The sequence below is a fragment of the Pseudonocardia halophobica genome (assembly GCF_050948485.1).
GTDB lineage: Bacteria > Actinomycetota > Actinomycetes > Mycobacteriales > Pseudonocardiaceae > Pseudonocardia > Pseudonocardia halophobica.
The window spans coordinates 1,583,454-1,602,208 of sequence record NZ_CP192046.1 but is presented as its reverse complement, the minus strand read 5'-3'; the positions used below and the strand labels follow the sequence as shown (position 1 = coordinate 1,602,208).

The 18,755-nt window shown below is 75.7% G+C and carries 13 protein-coding genes; 9 read left to right on the top strand and 4 right to left on the bottom strand.

Going from position 1 to position 18,755, the window contains the following annotated elements:
- Window positions 1-16 precede the first annotated feature (16 nt).
- Window positions 17-1,600, bottom strand: a complete 1,584-nt coding sequence (locus ACQP04_RS07750) for a phospholipase D family protein (RefSeq protein ID WP_433506374.1) — start codon at window positions 1,598-1,600, stop codon at window positions 17-19.
- Window positions 1,601-1,696: 96 nt separating this feature from the next.
- Here ACQP04_RS07750 and ACQP04_RS07745 point away from each other — a divergent pair, with 96 nt between their 5' ends.
- The 5 genes from ACQP04_RS07745 to ACQP04_RS07725 all read left to right on the top strand — a co-directional run bounded on the left by ACQP04_RS07745 (window position 1,697) and on the right by ACQP04_RS07725 (window position 7,838).
- Window positions 1,697-2,293 carry a PadR family transcriptional regulator gene (locus ACQP04_RS07745; protein WP_433506373.1) on the top strand — a complete coding sequence of 199 codons (597 nt, stop codon included), beginning with the start codon at window positions 1,697-1,699 and terminating at the stop codon, window positions 2,291-2,293.
- 33 nt (window positions 2,294-2,326) lie between these two features.
- On the top strand, window positions 2,327-3,679 hold the full coding sequence (locus ACQP04_RS07740; RefSeq protein ID WP_433506372.1) for an FAD-dependent oxidoreductase: 1,353 nt from the start codon (window positions 2,327-2,329) through the stop codon (window positions 3,677-3,679).
- A gap of 256 nt (window positions 3,680-3,935) precedes the next feature.
- Window positions 3,936-5,711 (top strand): aminodeoxychorismate synthase component I, encoded by a 1,776-nt coding sequence (gene pabB, locus ACQP04_RS07735; RefSeq protein WP_433506371.1) that lies wholly within the window; start codon window positions 3,936-3,938, stop codon window positions 5,709-5,711.
- A gap of 241 nt (window positions 5,712-5,952) precedes the next feature.
- Window positions 5,953-7,098, top strand: a complete 1,146-nt coding sequence (locus ACQP04_RS07730; protein ID WP_433506370.1) for an MFS transporter — start codon at window positions 5,953-5,955, stop codon at window positions 7,096-7,098.
- Window positions 7,095-7,838: a PIG-L deacetylase family protein gene (locus ACQP04_RS07725; protein ID WP_433506369.1), complete on the top strand. Its 744-nt coding sequence runs from the start codon at window positions 7,095-7,097 to the stop codon at window positions 7,836-7,838. The genes ACQP04_RS07730 and ACQP04_RS07725 overlap by 4 nt, the downstream gene beginning before the upstream one ends.
- On the opposite strand, the gene ACQP04_RS07720 is transcribed toward ACQP04_RS07725, so the two are convergent.
- Window positions 7,799-10,636, bottom strand: a complete 2,838-nt coding sequence (locus tag ACQP04_RS07720) for a BTAD domain-containing putative transcriptional regulator (RefSeq protein WP_433506368.1) — start codon at window positions 10,634-10,636, stop codon at window positions 7,799-7,801. The two genes, ACQP04_RS07725 and ACQP04_RS07720, sit on opposite strands and share 40 nt — an antisense overlap.
- Window positions 10,637-10,775: 139 nt before the next feature.
- On the opposite strand from ACQP04_RS07720, the gene ACQP04_RS07715 reads away from it, so the two are divergent.
- The 3 genes from ACQP04_RS07715 to ACQP04_RS07705 all read left to right on the top strand — a co-directional run bounded on the left by ACQP04_RS07715 (window position 10,776) and on the right by ACQP04_RS07705 (window position 14,392).
- A complete protein-coding gene (locus tag ACQP04_RS07715) occupies window positions 10,776-11,822 on the top strand; it encodes a class I SAM-dependent methyltransferase (RefSeq protein WP_433506367.1) in 1,047 nt (348 codons plus the stop codon).
- Window positions 11,823-11,906: 84 nt separating this feature from the next.
- Complete coding sequence (locus ACQP04_RS07710) at window positions 11,907-13,295, top strand: glutamine synthetase (protein ID WP_433506366.1); 1,389 nt, start codon at window positions 11,907-11,909, stop codon at window positions 13,293-13,295.
- Window positions 13,292-14,392, top strand: coding sequence for an amidohydrolase family protein (locus tag ACQP04_RS07705; RefSeq protein ID WP_433506365.1), 1,101 nt, complete (start codon window positions 13,292-13,294; stop codon window positions 14,390-14,392). The genes ACQP04_RS07710 and ACQP04_RS07705 overlap by 4 nt, the downstream gene beginning before the upstream one ends.
- Here ACQP04_RS07705 and couO read toward each other — a convergent pair whose 3' ends face one another.
- Window positions 14,393-15,256 (bottom strand): 4-hydroxyphenyl-beta-ketoacyl-CoA hydrolase, encoded by an 864-nt coding sequence (gene couO / locus ACQP04_RS07700; protein ID WP_433506364.1) that lies wholly within the window; start codon window positions 15,254-15,256, stop codon window positions 14,393-14,395.
- Window positions 15,257-15,329: 73 nt separating this feature from the next.
- Between couO and ACQP04_RS07695 the strand changes: the two genes are divergently transcribed.
- Complete coding sequence (locus ACQP04_RS07695; RefSeq protein WP_433506363.1) at window positions 15,330-15,626, top strand: hypothetical protein; 297 nt, start codon at window positions 15,330-15,332, stop codon at window positions 15,624-15,626.
- Window positions 15,627-15,876: 250 nt separating this feature from the next.
- Here ACQP04_RS07695 and ACQP04_RS07690 read toward each other — a convergent pair whose 3' ends face one another.
- The gene (locus ACQP04_RS07690; RefSeq protein ID WP_433506362.1) at window positions 15,877-18,588 is read right to left on the bottom strand and encodes an MFS transporter; all 2,712 of its coding nucleotides are present in this window, start codon (window positions 18,586-18,588) and stop codon (window positions 15,877-15,879) included.
- Between the last annotated feature and the right edge of the window lie 167 nt (window positions 18,589-18,755).

Sequence of the window (18,755 nt, the reverse complement as noted above, 5' to 3'; positions counted from 1 at the left end):
GCGGGCCGGGTGGCTCTCACCAGCGGTTGCGGAGGCGGTCGCGCCAGGGGCGGCCGTCGGGGTCGTACAGCAGGCGGTAGGCGGGGACGGCCCACAGCCTGGTCGGCCGCGAGAGGCGTTCGGGCTCGTGGTGGCGCAGCTGACCGGGCGGGCGCGGGCCCCGGCGGCCGCCGCGGTGCCAGTCGTCGAGCGCGGTCGCGGCCTCCTCGACGGCCCGGACGGCGGAGGCCGGGTCGACGAGGTCGGCGTCGTCGCCGTCGGACCGCTCCAGGTGCTCGCGCAGCAGCCGCAGGCGCAGCGCGCGGGCGAAGACCCGCGCCCCGTCGCCGCGCCCGCCGAGGTCGGCGGGCGCGCGCTCGTCCCGGGCCTCGTCCAGCACGGCGGCGGTGAGCTCGCTGTCGTGGCTCCACGAGCGGCGGTTAAGGTTGGCGCTGCCCACCGCGGCCCAGACGTCGTCGACCACCGCGGCCTTGGCGTGCACGTACACCGGCGTGCCGTCCCGGTTCTCGAGGTCGAACACGTGCACCCGGTCCGCGGCGGCCCGCCGGCACGTCTCGATCGCCTGCAACCGGCCCACCTTGTTGGGCGGCAGGGCGAGCCGGCCGTCGACGTCGGGGTGCCGCGGCACCACGACCAGCAGGTGCAGGTCCGGGCTGCGGCGCAGCGCCGCGGCGAACAGGTGCGCGACGTGCGGCGACCACATGTACTGGTCCTGCACGAAGACCAGGCGGCGGGCCCGGCGCAGCGCCTTCGCGTACCCGCGCGCCACCGATCGCTCGCCGCGGGGCGCGAACGGGTAGCCGGGGCGGATCGCCGGGTAGGTGCGCAGGACCTGGACCGCGGCCGTGCCGGCCGGGCCCGGATCGGCGGGCCGCTCCGGGAGCGGGTCGGCACGCAGGTCCGCGTGGCGCACGGCGTCCCGGATCCGCGCGATCGGGTTGTGCGTGTCGAGCGAGTGCGGGTCCTCCCACCGCTCGCGGAAGACCCGGTCGAGCAGCCCGACGGCCGGCCCGCGGATCTCGAGCTGCAGGTCGTGCCAGGGCGGGGTGTCCCCGTAGGCGGGGTTCATCGGCAGGCCCTGGTCGTCGCCGCCGTGGTCGTGGTCGTCGCCGCGGGAGTGGCACAGGTCGATCCCACCGACGAACGCGACGTCCCGCCCCGGGTCGCCGACGCGGCGCAGCACCACGAGCTTCTGATGGTGCGATCCGGCCCGCCGCACGCGCTGGTCGAGCAGCACCTCGCCGCCGGCCTCGCTCACCTCGTCCCCCAGCTGCCGGTTCTCCTCCTCGCTGTAGGCCAGCTCGTCGGTGTGCGAGCGCCACATCAGCCCCTTGACGACGACGCCGCGCCGCGCGGCCGCGGCGAACAGCTCGCCCACCGTGGGACCGTCCGGCGTGAGCCGCTCGTCGGCGTCGCCGCGCCAGTCGGTGAAGAACAGGTGGTCGCCCGGACCGAGCGCGGACACCTCCTCGACCAGCCGCGGGAAGTAGCACGCCCCGTCGACCAGTGGGCGGACCACGTTGCCGGTGCACCAGGCCGGCAGCCGGCAGGCGGGATTGCCCCGTTCCCCGTCGCCGAGGAACCAGTCGTCGAACCCCATCCGCGCACCTCCCCGGCCGGACTCTCGCGCCTCGGCACGGATCCGACAACTCGGGGAGGCTTGTCTAGTGTTGGCGACACTAGTAGCTTCGACACTATGACCCAGCGGTCCGGACTCGCCCTCGCCGTGCTCGCCCTGGCGGCGGAGCGGCCGATGCACCCGTACCGGATGCAGCAGCTCATCCGGGAGCGCGGCAAGGACCAGGTGATCAACATCGGGCAGCGGTCCCAGCTGTACAAGACGATCGACCGGCTGGTGCGGGACGGCCTGCTGGTCGAGCAGGCGACCGAGCGGGAGCACGCGCGGCCGGAGCGCACGGTCTACACGGCGACCGAGGCCGGGGTGCGCACGGCGGTGGAGTGGACGGTCGAGATGCTGGCGGCCCCGCGTCGCGACTTCCCCGAGTTCACCGCGGCCCTGGCCTACCTGCCGTTGATCACCCCGGAGGTGGCGCTCGAGGCGCTCGGGACCCGGCTCGCGAGCCGCCGGGCCGAGCTCGAGCGGCTGCGCGCCGACCTGGCCGGCGCCGGGCACCTGCCCCGGCTCGTGCTGATCGAGGGCGAGTACGCCGTCGCCCTGCTCGAGACGGACGTCCGCTGGATCGCCTCCCTCGTCGACGACCTGCGCAGCGGGGCGCTGACCTGGAACCGGGAGGAACTGCTCGAACTCGCCGAGAAGTTCGAGTCGCGGTAGTTGGAGACCTGATCGACCACTCCGGGGGGAGCCATGTCGAAAGAGCTGAGGACCATCGTGATCGGGGCGGGCACCGGGGGGATGTGCCTGGCCCACGGCCTGCGGCAGGCGGGCATGGAGGTCGCCGTCTACGAGCGGGACCGCACCCGCACGGGCGGCCTCAACGGCTACCGGGTGGGCATCTCGCCCAACGGCGCCCGGGCGCTGAAGGCCTGCCTGCCGCAGGACCTGTTCGACACGTTCGTCGCCACCACGGGCCTGCCGTACAGCTACCTCACGATGTACACCGAGCGGTTCCGCGAGCTGGTCGGCATGCGGTTCGACGACCTGCCGCAGAGCGGCGACCGGCCCGAGGACCGCGACCACAACGTCAGCCGGATGACCCTGCGCCAGGTGCTGTTCACCGGCATGGAGGACGTGATCACGTTCGACAAGTCGTTCACGCACCACGAGCAGCACGCCGACGGCACCGTCACCGCACACTTCGCCGACGGCGACTCCGTCACCGGCGACCTGCTGGTCGGTGCCGACGGTGCGAACTCCCGCGTCCGGAAGCAGTACCTGCCGCACGCGAGGCACACCGAGACGGGCCTGGTGGCGATCGGCGGGAAGGTCGCGCTGACCGAGCGGAACGCCGACCTGCTGCCGGAGCGGGCGATGGACGGGCTGTCGATGCTGTTCGACCGGCGCGGACAGTTCGGGATCGTCCACGCGATGCGGCTGCCCTGGCGGGACGGCGCCCCGCGGGAGGGCATCGGCGCCGGCGACGCCACGCTGATCGAGGCGTGGCCGGGCCTGCGCTACGACAACACCACGGACTACCTGTCCTGGGGCCTGTCGACCTCGCGCAGCCTCGCGCCGGCCGACGTCCTCGACCGCCGCGGCGAGAACCTGCACGAGGTCGCCCTGTCCCTCACCGAGGACTGGGACCCGCGGTGGCGGGAGCTGGTGGCGACCTCGGATCCGACGGCCGCGCTGGCGTTGAGCATCCGCACGTCGGAGCCGGTGCCGGCGTGGCAGCCGAGCAGCGTGACCCTGGTCGGCGACGCGATCCACACCATGACGCCCGGCCGCGGTGCCGGCGCCAACACCGCGCTGCGCGACGCCCGCGAGCTGCGGGACCGGCTCGTCCGGGTCCGCGACGGCGAGCTCACCCGCGACGAGGCCGTCGGCGGGTACGAGGAGCTGATGCGCCGGTACTCCGCCCTGGCCGTCAAGGAGTCCCTGGAGTTCATGAACGACGACGGCACCGCCCGCCGCCCCGTCGTCGGCCCGCTGAGCGTGCTGGCCCAGCGCACCGCCCTGCGGATGGTCAACCACCTCCCGCCGGTCAAGCGGCGGATGGCCGCGGGGATGCAGAAGGTGCGGGACTCCGAGCTGGTGTGAGCGCCAGGGCCGCACCGTCGGGTCGCTGACCGCCGCTGCACCGGGAGCCCTCCGTCGAGGACGGTGCGGCTCGGCGAGGGCGAGCGCCTGATGGGCGACAGGATGGACGGTCCGGCTCACGTCGGCGGAGCGTCGGGAGGAGCCTGCACCGGAGCGCGACCGCCGCGGGTGGGCTGGGCCACGCGGCCGTCGCGGGCCCGGGGCGGGACCCGGCATCATGCGGTGCCCGCCCGTTCCCCTCCCGAGGAGCCCGCGCATGTCCGGATCCTGGGCCCGCGTCGACGACCTCGTCGCAGGTACCGCCCGGCTCTTCCCCCGGGCGGAGGCCGAGCTGGTCGCGTGGCGGCCGGAGGAGGTCGCGGGCGTCCTCGACGAGGTGCAGCGGCGCACCGACGAGGGCTGGTGGGCGTTCGGGACGGTGGCGTACGAGGCCGCAGCCGGACTCGACCCGACGCTCGTGACCCGCGAGCCGGTCGACGGGCTCCCGCTCGCCTGGTTCGGCCTCACCCGCGAGTCGCACCCGGTGCCGGTCGTGGCGCACGGCCCGCGATCGCCGCTGTCGGCCGGGCCCTGGGAGCCGGAGTGGGACGCCGCGGCGCACCGCGCGGCCGTCGGCACGGTGCGGGAGCGGATCGCCGCCGGCGAGACCTACCAGTGCAACCTCACCACCCGGCTGACCGCGCCCGTCACCGGCGACCTCACGCAGCTCTACCGGGACCTGGCGCTCGGCCAGCGCGGCGAGCACCACGCCTACCTGGACACGGGCCGGTTCGTGGTCGCGTCCGCGAGCCCGGAGCTCTTCTTCTCCCTGCGGGGCGACCGGATCCTCATGCGCCCCATGAAGGGCACCGCACCGCGCGGCCGCACGACCGCCGAGGACGCCGAGGCGATGGCCCGGCTGCGCGGCAGCGCGAAGGAGCGGGCCGAGAACATCATGATCGTCGACCTGGTGCGCAACGACCTCGCGCGTCTCGCCCGCCCGGGGACCGTGACCGTGCCGCGCCTGCTCGGGGTCGAGCGGTACCCGACCGTCCACCAGCTCACGTCGGACGTCACCGCGCAGCTGCGCCCGGGTGTCGGGCTCACGGAGATCTTCCGCGCGCTGTTCCCGTGCGGCTCGGTCACCGGCGCGCCGAAGGCCCGCACGATGGAGCTGATCCGCGAGATCGAGGCGAGCCCGCGAGGCGTCTACTGTGGAGCGATCGGCGTCGTCGCGCCCGCCGGCCACCCGGAGCGCGCCCGCTTCTCCGTCGCGATCCGGACGGTGGTGGTCGACCGCGAGCGGGGCACCGCGACCTACGGCACGGGCGGCGGCGTCACGTGGGGGTCGGAGCCGGGCGCGGAGTACGCGGAGCTGCGGGCCAAGGCGCGGGTGCTCGACGTCCGGCCCGAGGACTTCCACCTGATCGAGACGATGCGGCACGAGGCCGGGACCGGGTTGCGCTCGCTCGACGCCCATCTCGCCCGGGTCGCCGACTCCGCCGCCTACTTCGGCTTCCGGTTCGACGAGGCCGCCGTCCGCTCCGCCCTGGCCGCGCACCTCGCCGGCTGCGGCGGCGCCCGCGTCCGGCTGCGCTGCTACCGGGACGGCACGTCCGGCATCGACGTCGAGGACCTGCCGCCGCCCGCGTCCGGGCCGGTCCGGCTGGTCCTGGACCCCGAGCCCGTCGACTCGACGCAGTGCTGGCCGCACCACAAGACCAGCCGCCGGGCGCCCTACTCGGTGCGACTGGCGCGCCACCCCGAGGCCGACGACGTCCTGCTCGTCAACGAGCGGGGCGAGGTCACCGAGTCCTGCACCGCGAACCTCGCCGTCCGGCTCGACGGCGAGTGGTGGACGCCGCCGCTCGGCAGCGGCTGTCTGCCCGGGGTCGAGCGGGGCCGGCTGGTGGCGGCGGGACGCCTGCACGAACGCGCGCTCCGTCCCGGCGACCTGCTCCGCGCCGAGGAGCTCGCGCTGGTCAGCTCGCTGCGCGGGTGGCGGCCGGCGACGCTGACCGGCGCACCGGTCCCCAGCGGGCACCCCACCTGACCCCGGCACACGCAACGCGAGCACAGCTGATCGGCATGGGCGGCGCGCACCGCGTCTCTGCTGGTCAGCAAGGGTCGTGAGCGGCAGGTGCCCCTCCAGGGGCAGTTGCCACTCACGGGTGCTGACAGCGGCGTGTCGGGCGGTGACAGCGTGCTGCAAGGGCCACCCCCCACGCTCCTTCCACCGAACGACGAGCGGAGGGAGGGACGGGATGGCCGCCCGGGTGATCGAGGAGAGACGTGTGGGGGGTGCGACCGCGCTCCTCCCGGCACCGGTGGCCGTGCTGGGCCTGGGTTCCTTCGCGATCGGGACGGACATGTTCGTCCTCGCGGGGGTGCTCACCCGGACGGCCGCCGACCTCGCGGTCGCGCCCGCCGAGGCCGGTCTCGCGCTGGCGGTGTACGCCGGCACCTACGCCGTCGGCGCCCCCGTGCTCGGCACGCTGCTCGGCGGGCGGCGGCTCCGTCCGCTGTTGCTCGGCTCGATCGTGGCGGTCGGGGTCGCCGCCGTGGCGACCGCGCTCGCGCCGAGCCTCGGTGTGCTGATGGCCGCGCGGGCGCTCGCCGCGCTCGCGGCGTGCATCCACGTCCCGGCCGCGGCGGCGGCCGCCCTGGCCGCGGTGCCCGCCGAGCGGCGGGGGCGCGCGGCGGCGGTCGTGCCCGCCGGGTCGTCGCTCGCGATGGTCCTGGGGGCGCCGCTGGGGGTCGTCCTCGCCGACGTGTCGTCGTGGCGCGCCGCGTTCGCACTGGTCGCGGTGCTCGCCGTGGGCGCCGGGGCCGGGCTGTGGCACGCCGGAGCCGGCGCCGCGGACCTCCCGAGGACGACGGCCCGCGAGCGGTTGCGGCCCCTGCGGTCGCCGGCGGTCGTCGGCGTCCTGGGCGTGTCGGCGCTGCTCATGGCCGGCTCGCAGGCGGTGCACGCGCACCTCGACGTCCTGTTGACGGGCGGGCCGGGGCCGGTGCTCGCGGCCATGGGCGTCGGCGGGGTGCTCGGGACGTGGTGCGGCGGCGTCGCCGCCGACCGCTGGGGTGGCCATCGCGTGGTCGCCGTCGCCGCCGTCGGGCTGGCGGCGGCAGTCGTCGCCGTCACGGCCGACCCGGGCATCCTCGGGCTGCTCCTCGCGGCCGTCGGCTGGGGTGCCGCGGCCTGGGCGTGCATCCCTGGCCAGCAGCACCGGCTGGCCGGGCTGGCCGCCGGCCCGCTGCCGGTCGTGCTGGCCCTCAACGGCACGGCCGTCCACCTCGGTTTCGCCGCCGGCACGCTGCTCGGCGGCCTCGCGCTCGACGCCCCCGACGGGGGCGCGGACGCGGTCCGGCTCGTCGTCGCGGCCTGCTGCGGCGCCGGCCTGCTCCTGCACCTGCTCCTGATCAGAAGGGACCGATCATGATCACCACCGCCGACCGCGTCGCCGAGCTGGGCACCGTCCTGGGGATCTGGGCCCACCCCGACGACGAGGCCTACCTGTCCGGTGGCCTGATGGCGCTGGCCCGCGCGCACGGGCAGCGGGTGGTCTGCGTGACCGCCACCCGCGGCGAGCGGGGGACATCCGACCCGCAGACCTGGCCGCCGGACCGGCTGGCCGACGAGCGCACCGGCGAACTGGCCCACTGCCTGGGGATCCTCGGCGTGCGCGAGCACCGGTTCCTCAACTACCGGGACGGGGAGTGCGCCGACGTGGACGCGGAGGTCGCGATCGCCCGGCTCGCCGGGATCGTCGACGAGGTCCGCCCGGACACCGTGCTGACCTTCGGCCCCGACGGGATCACCGGGCACTCCGACCACCGGACCGTGTCCGCGTGGACGAGCGCCGCCGTCGAGCGGGCCGCGACGCCCCACACCCGGCTGCTGCACGCCGCCGTGCCCGCGCGGCACGCCCGGCGGTGGGCCGGGGTCGACGCCGAGCTCGGCGTGTACGAGCCCGGGTACCCGCTGGTCGTCGAGCAGGACCGGCTCAGCATCGACCTGGCGCTGCCACCCGTGGTCGCCGCGCGCAAGGTCCGCGCGCTGGCGGCACAGACGACCCAGACCGCGGGCCTGATCGAGGCGCTGGGCCGGGAGCGGTATACGGCCTGGGTGAGCGAGGAGTCCTACCTCGAGGCGGAGCGGGCGCCGCTGGTGCCCGCCTGAACCCGGTCCGCGCGGGTCACGGCCTCGTGGGCCAGCCGGAGGATCTCCGTCCGGTCGGGCACCGGCCCGTCGGGCGACGGGAAGGGCCGGGCCCCGGCGACGGCGGGCGCGTCGGGGGCGAGGTCGGCGGCGGCGTCGATCAGGGCCGCCGTCCGGTCGTCGCCGAGGGTGCGCAGCAGGTCGGCGAGGTTGCGCAGGGTGGTCCACAGGTGGGTCCAGTTGCCGGTGCGCGCGAAGCCGTCGACGACCCGGGTGTAGCCGCGCAGGGCGTCGTGCACCCGGCCGGCCCGGGCCAGCACCGCGAGCAGCCCGACGCTGGCCACGCCGGCCAGGAACGTCGCGCCCACGCCGCGGGCCAGCCGGAGCGCCGTGCGGTAGTGGGCCTCGGCCGTCTCGAGGTCGCCGGCCAGGCCCTCGATCTCCCCGGCGACGTAGGCCGCCCACGAGCGCATCGACGGGGACACCGCGGCCGCCGTGCCCCGCCCGTTGAGCTCGCGGGCCGTGTCGAGGTCGCCCCCGTACGCGGCGGCGAGGGCCGCGATCCCGAGGCACTCGCGGTGCTCCCCGACGGCCGCGACCGCGGCCAGCGCGTGCTCGGCCGTCTCCTCGAACTCGCCGCGGGCGAGGGCGACCACGGCCAGCGCCATCCGGCCGTACCAGGCGTCGTCCGGGTCCGGGCCGCGCTCCAGCCCGGTCCGCGCGAGCCGCTCCGCGCCGCCCGCGTCGCCGCGGTGGTAGACCCCCTCCGCCGCGACGCCCAGCACCGCGGCCGCGCGGGGATGCGCGGCCAGCGCCGGGTCGGCCGCGAGCTCCTCGGCCCATCCCCGCAGCTCGACGAGGTCGCGGTAGCCGATCGCCTCGAACAGGGCGATCACGATCGCCGCCGCGGAGTCGAGATCCCCGCTCCGCCGGGCCAGCCGCCACGCCACGCGCAGGTTCGCGATCTCGCGGCGCAGGGTCGCGTCCGCCTCGGCCTCGGCCGCGCCGTCCAGCCCCGCCCGGATCCGCTCGGTCAGCCCGACCGCCCAGCGCACCAGGAGCGCCTCGGCCGCGTGCGCCTCGCCGGCCGCGGCCAGCCGGTCGGACCCGAAGGCGCGCAACGTCTCCAGCATCCGGTACCGGGTCCCGTCGGCGAAGTCGGCGTCGAGCAGCGAGGCGTCGACGAGCCGGGCCAGCAGGCTGCCGGGGTCCCCGCCGAGGCCGAGGTCGGCGGCCAGCTGCTCGGCGGTGTCGAGGTCCGCGCCGTCGGCGAACAGCGCGAGATGGCGGAACAGCCGCTGCTCGTCGTCGGTGAGCAGCTGGTACGACCACTCGACCGTCGCCCGCAGGGTGCGGTGCCGGGCGTCGCCGGTCCGCGCGCCGCCGAGCAGGTCGAGCGAGCGGTCCAGCCGGGCGTGCAGGTCGGCGAGCGACAGGCTGGACAGCCGGCCCGCGGCGAGCTCGATCGCCAGTGGCAGCCCGTCGAGCCGGCGCACGATGTCCGCGACCAGCCGCAGCTCCGCCGGCCCGGGCGGCGGCCCGGGACGCGCGCGACGGGCCCGCTCCAGGAACAACGCGACCGACGCCGACGCGGTCACCTCGCCGCCGGGGTGCGGAACCGGCAGCGGGGCCAGCCGGTACGTGTACTCGGCGGCCAGCCCCAGCGGCTCCCTGCTCGTGGCCAGCACGGACAGCCGCGGGCAGCCCGCGAGGAGGGCCTCGACGAGCTCGCGCGCGCCGGCGAGGAGGTGCTCGCAGTTGTCGACGACGAGCAGGCCCGGCCGGTCGCCGAGCAGCGCCAGGCAGGAGGCCAGGACGTCGCCGCGGGACACCTTCAGGTCGAGGGCGGCCGCGAGGGCGTGCGGCAGGCCCGCGGGATCGGTGACCGGCGCCAGCAGCACCACGGGCGTCTCGCCGCGGCCGGCGACCTCCAGCGCGACCCTGGTCTTGCCCACCCCGCCCGGGCCGACCACCGTCACCAGCCGCTCCTCCGCGAGCAGCCGGCGCAGCGCGCTGACCTGCTCCTCGCGGCCGATCAGCCGGGTCGCCGGCGTCGGGCGGCCGGGCGCGGCGGGGGCGGGCCCGGCCGCCCCGGCCGCGACGGCGCGCTCGACCTCGCCGAGCGCCGGTGACGGGTCGAGCCCGGTCTCGTCGGCGAGCATCCGCCGGAACTCCCGGCCCACCCGCAGTGCCTCGGCCGGCTGTCCGCTCGCCGCGAGCGCGCGCATCAGCAGCACTGCGCCGGGCTCGCGGAGCGGGTCGGCCGCGTGGGCCGCCGCCGCCTGCCCGACGACGCCGGCGCCGTCGCCCGCCTCGACGGCCCGGCCGACCAGCGCGTCCGTCACCTCCTGGCGCAGCCGCTCCTGCTCCTCGACGGCCACGGCGATCGGCGGGACGTCGGTCAGGTCCGCGAGGACGGGGCCGCGCCACAGTGCGTGCGCCTGTCGCAGCAGCGGGAGGGCGGCCGCCGGGTCGTCGAGGGCCTTCGTCCGGGCCAGCAGTGCCCGGGCCTGCGCGAGGTCGAGCTCGTCGGCCGCCAGCTCGAGGCGGTACCCGTCCTGCAGGGTCCGCAGCCGGTCGGCCGCCGGGCCGAGCAGCGTGCGCAGCCGCGAGACGTGCGTGTGCAGGGCCTGCCGGCCGGAGTCGGGGACGCCGCCGGGCCACAGGGCGTCGAGCAGGTGGTCGACCGGCACGGTGCGGCCTCCGGCCAGCGCGAGGAGGGCGAGCGCGGCGCGGCGCTTCGGCCCCGGGACCTCGACCGGCGTCCCGTCGACGAGCAGGCGCAACGGCCCGAGCACCTCGACGCGCACGCCGCCCATCCCCCACCTCCGCCGACAGCATGCCCGGGCGGCGGGAGTGCTGTCAGCGCCCGGACAGCCGGAGTCAGGCCCGTGCAAGCCCGGGGGCGCACGGTCGTCGTCGACCGGCACCCGAGCCGGGCGGACGGAAGGAGCAGGGATGGATCAGGACACGGTGGCCGAGTTCCTCGGGCGTTTCGTCACCGAGATCGGCGCCACGGGCGCCGCCGGGTCGGTCGCGGTCGGCAACCGCCTCGGCCTCTACACCGCGCTGGCCGACGGCCCGGCCACACCGGCGGCCTTCGCCGCGCGCACCGGATGTCACGAGCGTCCGCTGACCGAGTGGCTGCGCGGGCAGGCCGCAGGCGGCTACATCACCTACGAGCCCCGGACCGGCGAGTTCTCGCTCACCGAGGAGCAGGCCTACTGCCTCGTCGACCCGGACGGGCCGAACATCTCCGCGGCGTACCGGCTGGTGCTGGGTTATCTGCGGGCCGACGAGAAGATCGCGGAGAGCTTCCGCACCGGGACCGGGGTGCCCTGGGACGCGCACGACGAGGACGTCTTCCACGGCTGCGCCGCGTTCTACCGCTCCGGGTACGTCGCGGAGCTGGTGCAGAACTGGATCCCGGCCCTCGACGGCGTGCAGGTGAAGCTGGAGGCCGGCGCCCGCGTCGCCGACGTCGGCTGCGGGCTCGGCGAGTCCGCGCTGCTGATGGCGAAGGCCTTCCCGCGCAGCACGTTCGTCGGCTCGGACTACCACGCGGAGTCGGTCGTCGAGGCGCGCAAACGGACCGCCGACGCCGGCGTGGCCGACCGGGTGACCTTCGAGGTCGCCTCCGCGCAGGAGTTCACCGGCACGGGGTACGACCTGGTCGCGATGTTCGACTGCCTGCATGACATGGGCGACCCGCTCGGGGCCGCCCGCCGGGTCCGGGAGGCGCTCGCGCCGGACGGGACCTGGATGGTCGTCGAGCCCGCTGCGGGCGACACCGTCGCGGACAACCTCCACCCGGTCGGCCGGCTCTACTACAGCGGCTCGACGTTCCTCTGCGTACCCAACGCGCTCTCCCAGCCCGGGGGCTACGCCCTCGGCGCGCAGGCGGGCGAGTTCCCGATCCGGCAGATCGCGGCGGAGGCCGGCTTCACCCGGTTCCGCAAGGCCGCGGAGACGGCGTTCAACGCGGTGTACGAGATCCGGCCCTGATACCCGCCGACCCGGCCCTGGGGGGCGACGGGGCGGTGGTCGGATCTCCCGGCCGCCGCCCCGGAGCTGGCACGATCGTCGGGCATGGACACCGCACAGCTGGACGCCGCCGGGCGCGAGGAGCGGGCCGCGCGGGCGCGCAGCCTCGTCGAGCGGATGGCCGCCGAACGGATCGCCGCGATCGCGCTGACCTTCGTCGACACCGCCGGCATCACCCGGGCCAAGGGCGTGCCGCTGGCGGCGTTCGAGCACGCGGCGGCCTGGGGCGTCGGTGCCACCCCGGTGTTCGACGCGTTCGGCGTCGACGACTCGATCGCCGCCACCACGGTGGCGAACCCGACCGGGGACCTGCGGCTCCTCCCCGACCTGGACCGGCTCGTCGCCCTCGTCGCGCAGCCCGGCTGGGCGTGGGCGCCGGCGGACCGGTGGACCCAGGAGGGTGGGCCACACCCCGGCTGCGCGCGGCTCCTCGCCGCCCGGACGGTCGGCCGCCTGGCCGACGCGGGACTGACCGCGCGGGCCGCCTTCGAGGTCGAGTGGGTGGTGTACCGGGCCGGGGACGGCGAGCCGGAGCCCGCCGCGACCGGCCCGGCGTACGGCATGACCCGGCTGGTCGAGCTGTCGGACTACGGCGTCGAGCTGCTCCGCGCGCTCGCCGCCGAGGGTGTCGACGTCCGGCAGTTCCACCCGGAGTACACCCCGAGCCAGTTCGAGCTGTCGGTCGCGCCGGCGCCGCCCGTCGCCGCCGCCGACACCGCCGTCCTCGTGCGCACCACGATCCGCGCGGTCGCCGCCCGGCACGGTCTCGCGGTCTCCTTCGCGCCCAGCGTCGCGGACCCCGGCGTCGGCAACGGCGGCCACCTGCACGTCTCCCTCGACCGCGACGGCCGCAACGTCTTCTCCGGCGGCGACGGCCGGTTCGGGCTCACCCCGGAGGCCGAGGCGTTCACCGCCGGGATCCTGGACCGGCTGCCCGCGCTGCTGGCCGTCGGGGCCCCCAGCGTCGCGAGCTACCTGCGGCTGCTGCCCTCGCACTGGGCGGGGGCCTACGCCTGCTGGGGCCGGGAGAACCGGGAGGCCGCCGTCCGGCTGGTCACCGGCTCGCACGGCGAGGAGACGACCGCGGCCAACGTCGAGGTCAAGTGTTTCGACCAGGCCGCCAACCCGTACCTCGTGGTCGCGGGCGTGCTCGCGGCCGGGCTCGCCGGCGTGGACGAGGGTGGCACGCTGCCGGAGCCGGTGCACGCGGACCCCGCCGGCCTGCCCGATGACGAGCGGGCCCGGCTCGGCGTGGAGCGCCTGCCCACCGACCTCGCCACCGCCGTGGCGGCGTTCGAGGCCGAGCCGGCTCTGACCGAGGCCTTCGGCCCGGCGCTCACGGAGACGCTGCTCGCCGTGCGCCGGGCGGAGGCCGACGCCTTCGCCGGCCGGACCGCCGCGGAGATCATCGCCGCCACGCGGTGGCGGTGGTGACCGCCTGGGCCGAGGAGCTGCGGCTGGTCGACCACCACTGCCACAGCGTGGTCGGCGACGAGCTCGACGCCGCCGCGTTCGGTGCGCTGCTCACCGAGGCACCCGCGCCGGTCGGCCACCCGTGGGACTCGATGCTCGGGCTCGCGGTGCGACGCGTGTGCGCCCCGGTCCTCGACCTCCCGCGGCACGCCCCGCCGGCGGACTACCTGGCCCGACGCCGCGAGCTCGGCGCAGCCGAGGCGACCCGCCGGCTGCTGGCGGCCACCGGCACGGACGCCCTGCTCGTCGACCACGGCCTGCGGGCCACCGACCTGCTCGGGCTCGACGCGCTGTCCACGGCCGCGGGCGCGCCCGTCGCCGAGGTCGTGCGGCTGGAGGCCGTGGCCGAGGACGTCGCGCCCCCAGGGGTGCGCCCGGCCGACTACGCCGACGCGCTCGTCGAGGAGCTCGCCCGGCGCACCGCGGGCGCGGTCGCGTGCAAGTCGATCCTGGCCTACCGGCACGGCTTCGACGTCCCGCCGGGCCGGCCCGCGCCGGCCGAGGTCGCGGCCGCCGCGGCGGAGTGGGCGCGCACCGGCGGCCGCCTCGCCGATCCGGTCCTGCTGCGGCACGCGCTGTGGTGCGGTGTGGACCGCGGCCTGCCGGTGCAGCTGCACACCGGCTTCGGCGACCCGGACGAGGACCTGCACCGGGCGAACCCGGTGCTGCTCACCGACTTCTGCCGGGCCACCGCCGACACGGGAACGCCGATCGTGCTGCTGCACTGCTACCCGTACCACCGCGAGGCGGCCTGGCTGGCCCAGGTGTTCCCGCACGTGTGGTTCGACGTCGGGCTGGCCTCCACCTACGTCGGGCACCGCGCGGCGGAGGTGCTCGCCGAGGCGCTCGAGCTCGCCCCGTTCGGCAGGCTTCTGTACTCCTCCGACGCCTTCGGCCTGCCCGAGCTGTACCTGGTCGCCGCCCGTGCCTTCCGCCGCGCGGTCGACCATGTGCTGGGCGGTTGGGTGGCCGAGGACCAGGCCGCCGAGGAGGACATGCGGCGGATCGCGGCGATGATCGCCGGGGGGAACGCCCGCGCCCTCTACCGGGTGCCGTGATCAGCCGAGCCCGAGGACCCGCACGGCGTTGTCCTTGAGGATCAGCGGCCGGACGTCGTCCTTGATCTCCAGGTCCGCGAAGTCCGCGAGCCAGCGGTCGGGGGTGATGACCGGGAAGTCCGACCCGAACAGCACCTTCTCCCGCAGCATCGTGTTCGCCGCCCGCACCAGCTGCGGCGGGAAGTACTTCGGCCGCCAGCCGGACAGGTCGATGAACACGTTGGCCTTGTGCGTGGCGATCGAGATGGCCTCGTCCTGCCACGGCACGGACGGGTGCGCCATCACGATCGTGAGGTCGGGGAAGTCCGCGGCGACGTCGTCGAGCAGCATCGGGGCGGAGTACCGCAGCTTGATCCCGTGCCCGCCCGGCAGGCCCGCCCCGATCCCGGTCTGTCCGGTGTGGAACAGCGCCGGCACGCCGGCCTCGGCGATCGCCTCGTACAGCGGGTAGAACCGCGGGTCGTTGGGCTCGAAGGCCTGCAGCGACGGGTGGAACTTGAACCCGCGGGCGCCGCGCTCGACGAGCGCGCGGATCCGCGTGACGGCGGCCTTGCAGGCGTGCGGGTCCACCGAGCCGAACGGGATCAGCACGTCCGGGAACTCGGCGGCGCCGTCGAGGATCTCCTCGCTGGACAGCGCCGGGTGCCCGGTGCCCGAGGCCGCGTCGACGGTGAACACCACGGCGGCCATGTCGCGCTGGCGGTAGTGCTCCGCGATCGCCGCGACGGTCGGCGTGCGGTCCTGGTCGGCGCGGAAGTACTGCGCCGAGGCGTCCATCAGCTCCTGGTCCAGCGAGAAGCAGCCGTGTCCGTCCTGCTCGACGTGGGTGTGCACGTCGATCGCGACCAGCCGGTCGATGTTCACGTGTCCTCCGGGGTTCCGCTTCGGTGCGCCACGCCACCGTATCAAGCTTCCTGAGATAGCGGGAGTCCCGTCGGTGCACCCCGACTGCACGAACGGGCCGTTCGTGCGGACCTACCGCACCAACGGCCCGCTCGTGCAGCTCAGCGCCAACGGGTTACCGTGCGTCGGGCCGAACGACCAGGCGGAGGACCTCGGCCACCAGCCCGCGGTGCCGCTGCGCCACGCCGGCGCCCTCCTCGGCCGCGGCCCGGGTCAGATCGTCCGTCGCCACCCGCAGCGCCGCGTTGACCACCGCGGCCCGCGGGAGCTCATGATCGCCGACCGGGGCCGGACCCGGCCGCGTATGGCGGCCAGCGGTCCGAGACGGTGATCATGGCGGCGGTGCGGGCCCGACTCGGAAGCGGGCTCGCCTCTGCCCGTGATCGCCGTCCCGGACCGCACACGGTCACCTGCGGCCGCGAGGTGCCTCAGATGGCGATCATGACGTCGTGATCGTCACCTGCGACCGCGGAGCCGACAGAACTGGCGCGGAACGGTCAGAAGCGGTGATCTTGAGAGCCCCGTGAACACGACCGCCGGCCGCCAGGGACGTCCCGGCGGCCGGCGGTCCCGTCCTGACGTCAGTCCCCGGCGACGGGGTCGAACCTCCGTACGTCGGCGGGGGTGGCGCCGGCCGGGGCAGCGGCGCCGTCCCACGGGGCCGGGGCGCCCAGCTCGACCCGCACCTCGGTGGTGGTGCCGGGCTCGACTCGCACGCTGCGGACGTCCGGCGCGTACCCGGCGGCGGTGAGGGTGTAGGTGCCCGCCGGCAGGTCGGCGAAGGCGAACCCACCGTCGGACCCCGTGGTGGCGGTGCCGACGACCTCGCCCTCCGGCGAGATCAGCGTCGCGACGGCCTCGGCCACGCCGCGGCCGGTGCGCTCGGCGGTGACCGTACCGCGCAGCTCGGCCCGGACCGGCAGCTGCAGGTCGACGGCGGCCGCCTCGCCGTCCGCCACCAGGACGGTCGTGACCACGGGCTGGTGGCCTGCCAGCGCGGCGGTGAGGGTGTAGGTCCCCGCGGGGACGCCCTCGATCGCGTAGCCGCCGGTCTCCTCGGTGCGGGCCGCGCCGGTGACGTCGCCCCGGGCGTCGATCAACGTGACGGCCGCGCCGGCGGCGGGCTCGGTCGCGCCCCGGTCGACGGTGCCGGAGACCCGCCCGCCGCCCGCGAGGGTGACGTCGTGGCGCGCCGGGCGGTCGGCCACGGCGACCATCGACGCCGAGGGCCGCAGCGACCCCGAGGACACGACCAGCAGGTACGTGCCGCCGGTGCGCAGGTGGAACTCGTAGCCACCGTCGGGCGCGGTGGTGGTGCGGGCGACCTGCTCGCCGCGGGCCCCGGTGAGGGTCACGGCGGCGTCGCGGATCCCGGCTCCGCCGGCGCCGGTCACGAAGCCGTACACCGCCGGCCCGACTCCGTCGGGGTCCTGTGCCGGGCGCGGCCGGGGGCGGGGCGACGGCCGGAGGGCCTGTCGGGGCCGGGCGTGCCGGCCGTGCGACCACTCCCCGGCCGGCGCGGCGAACGCAGCAGGCGCGACGGGCGCGGCGGGCGCGGCGGACACAGCGGGCGCGACGGGCGGGACGGGCGCGGTGGGCACCCCGCGCTCCCCCGGGACGACCGGGATCGGCATGGTGGCGGGCTCGATCGCCGCGGCGGCCGGCACGGCGACGGTCGCGGGGGCGACACCGCCGTCCACCTCCTGTCGCTGCTGCTCGATGCCGCTCTGGGTGCGCAGCGGCACCTCCTTGATGAACACGATCGCGAGCAGCGAGACCACGGCCAGGCACGCGGAGACGAGGAAGATCGTGGCGGTGCCGTCGCCGTAGGCGGCCCGGACGATGTCGGCGACGAACCCGGGCAGCTGGTTCAGCGAGCCGATCCCGACCTCACCGGAGCCGCCGGCCGCGACCGCGACCCCGGCGTCGGCCAGGCCGTCGGTGGTCAGGGTGGCGACCCGGCTGGCGAGAATCGAGCCGAGGACCGAGACGCCGATCGTGCCGCCCAGCGACCGGAAGAAGGTCACCGTCGACGACGCGGCGCCGAGGTCCTTCGCCTGCACGGTGTTCTGCACCGCGAGCACCAGGTTCTGCATCGTCATGCCCATGCCGAGGCCCAGCACGGCGAGGAAGGTGCCGACCAGGACCATGTTCGTGGCGTGGTCGATCGTGGCGAGCAGGCCGAAGCCGGCGATCATGAGGACCGCGCCCCCGACCAGGAAGGCCTTCCACCTGCCCAGGCGCGAGATGAGCTGCCCGGAGAGGGTGGCCGAGACCGTCGAGCCGATGATCATGGGCAGGGTCAGCAGGCCCGAGGCCGTCGGCGAGTAGCCGCGCGCGATCTGGAAGTACTGGCCGAGGAAGACCGCGCTGCCGAACATCGCCACGCCGACCGCGACGCTCGCGACGGTCGCGAGGGTGGTCGTGCGGTCCTTGAACAGCCGCAACGGGACGATCGGCTCCGCGGCGCGCGACTCGACGAACACCGCCAGGCCCAGCAGGACGACGCCGATCGCGAGCAGCGACCACGAGGTGCCCGAGGTCCAGGCGAAGTCGTTGCCGGCGAGGGTGACCCAGATGAGCAGGTCGCAGACACCGGCGGCGATCAGGGCCGCGCCGAGGTAGTCGATCTTCACCTTTCGCTTGACCACGGGCAGGTTCAGCGTGCGCTGCACGACGACCAGCGCGACGATCGCGACCGGCGCGCCGACCCAGAAGCACCAGCGCCAGCCCAGCGAGCTGTCGACGATCACGCCGCCGATCAGCGGACCGGCCACGGTGGCCAGGGACATCACCGCGGCGATCGGGCCGGTGTAACGGCCCCGCTCCCGGGGACTGATCATCGCCGCGATCACGATCATGACCAGCGACTGCAGGGCGCCGAGACCGAGGCCCTGCACCGCGCGCCAGACGATCAGGATGTCGACGGAGTGCGAGAAGCCGGCCAGGATCGAGCCGCCGATGTAGAGCACGATCGCGATCTGGACCAGCAGCTTCTTGGAGAACAGGTCCGAGAGCTTGCCCCAGATCGGGGTGCTCGCCGTCGAGGCCAGCAGGGTCGCGGTGACGACCCAGGTGTACTGGCTCTGCGAGCCGTGCAGGTCCGTGATGATCGTCGGCAGCGCGTTCGAGACGATCGTCGACGACAGCAGCGCGGTGAACAGCGCCAGCAGCATTCCGGTCAGGGCCTGCAGGATCTGGCTGTGGGTCATGCCGGCGCCGCCGCCGGCCCCGGCAGGGGCACTGCTCCCCGTCCGGGCCCGGGGCGCCGCTTCGGCGTGGGTGATGGACACGTCGTCTTCCTCGTCCTTGTCGTTGATTGCTACATGCAACGATATCCCGATGTATGCACCATGCAAGTTAATACGAGGTGATCGTGCTCACCGCACCAACTGCGCGCCGGAACCGGCCGGCCGCAGCGCCGGTCGGACCACCCGGACCTGCGGGGAGCCGTCCCCGC

Coding starts and splice junctions, on each gene's coding strand:
- ACQP04_RS07710 (WP_433506366.1), top strand. CDS start 11,907: ATGGACACCGCACAGCTGGACGCCGCCGGGCGCGAGGAGCGGGCCGCG.
- ACQP04_RS07720 (WP_433506368.1), bottom strand. CDS start 10,636: ATGGGCGGCGTGCGCGTCGAGGTGCTCGGGCCGTTGCGCCTGCTCGTC.
- ACQP04_RS07725 (WP_433506369.1), top strand. CDS start 7,095: ATGATCACCACCGCCGACCGCGTCGCCGAGCTGGGCACCGTCCTGGGG.
- pabB (WP_433506371.1), top strand. CDS start 3,936: ATGTCCGGATCCTGGGCCCGCGTCGACGACCTCGTCGCAGGTACCGCC.
- ACQP04_RS07740 (WP_433506372.1), top strand. CDS start 2,327: ATGTCGAAAGAGCTGAGGACCATCGTGATCGGGGCGGGCACCGGGGGG.
- ACQP04_RS07715 (WP_433506367.1), top strand. CDS start 10,776: ATGGATCAGGACACGGTGGCCGAGTTCCTCGGGCGTTTCGTCACCGAG.
- ACQP04_RS07745 (WP_433506373.1), top strand. CDS start 1,697: ATGACCCAGCGGTCCGGACTCGCCCTCGCCGTGCTCGCCCTGGCGGCG.
- ACQP04_RS07750 (WP_433506374.1), bottom strand. CDS start 1,600: ATGGGGTTCGACGACTGGTTCCTCGGCGACGGGGAACGGGGCAATCCC.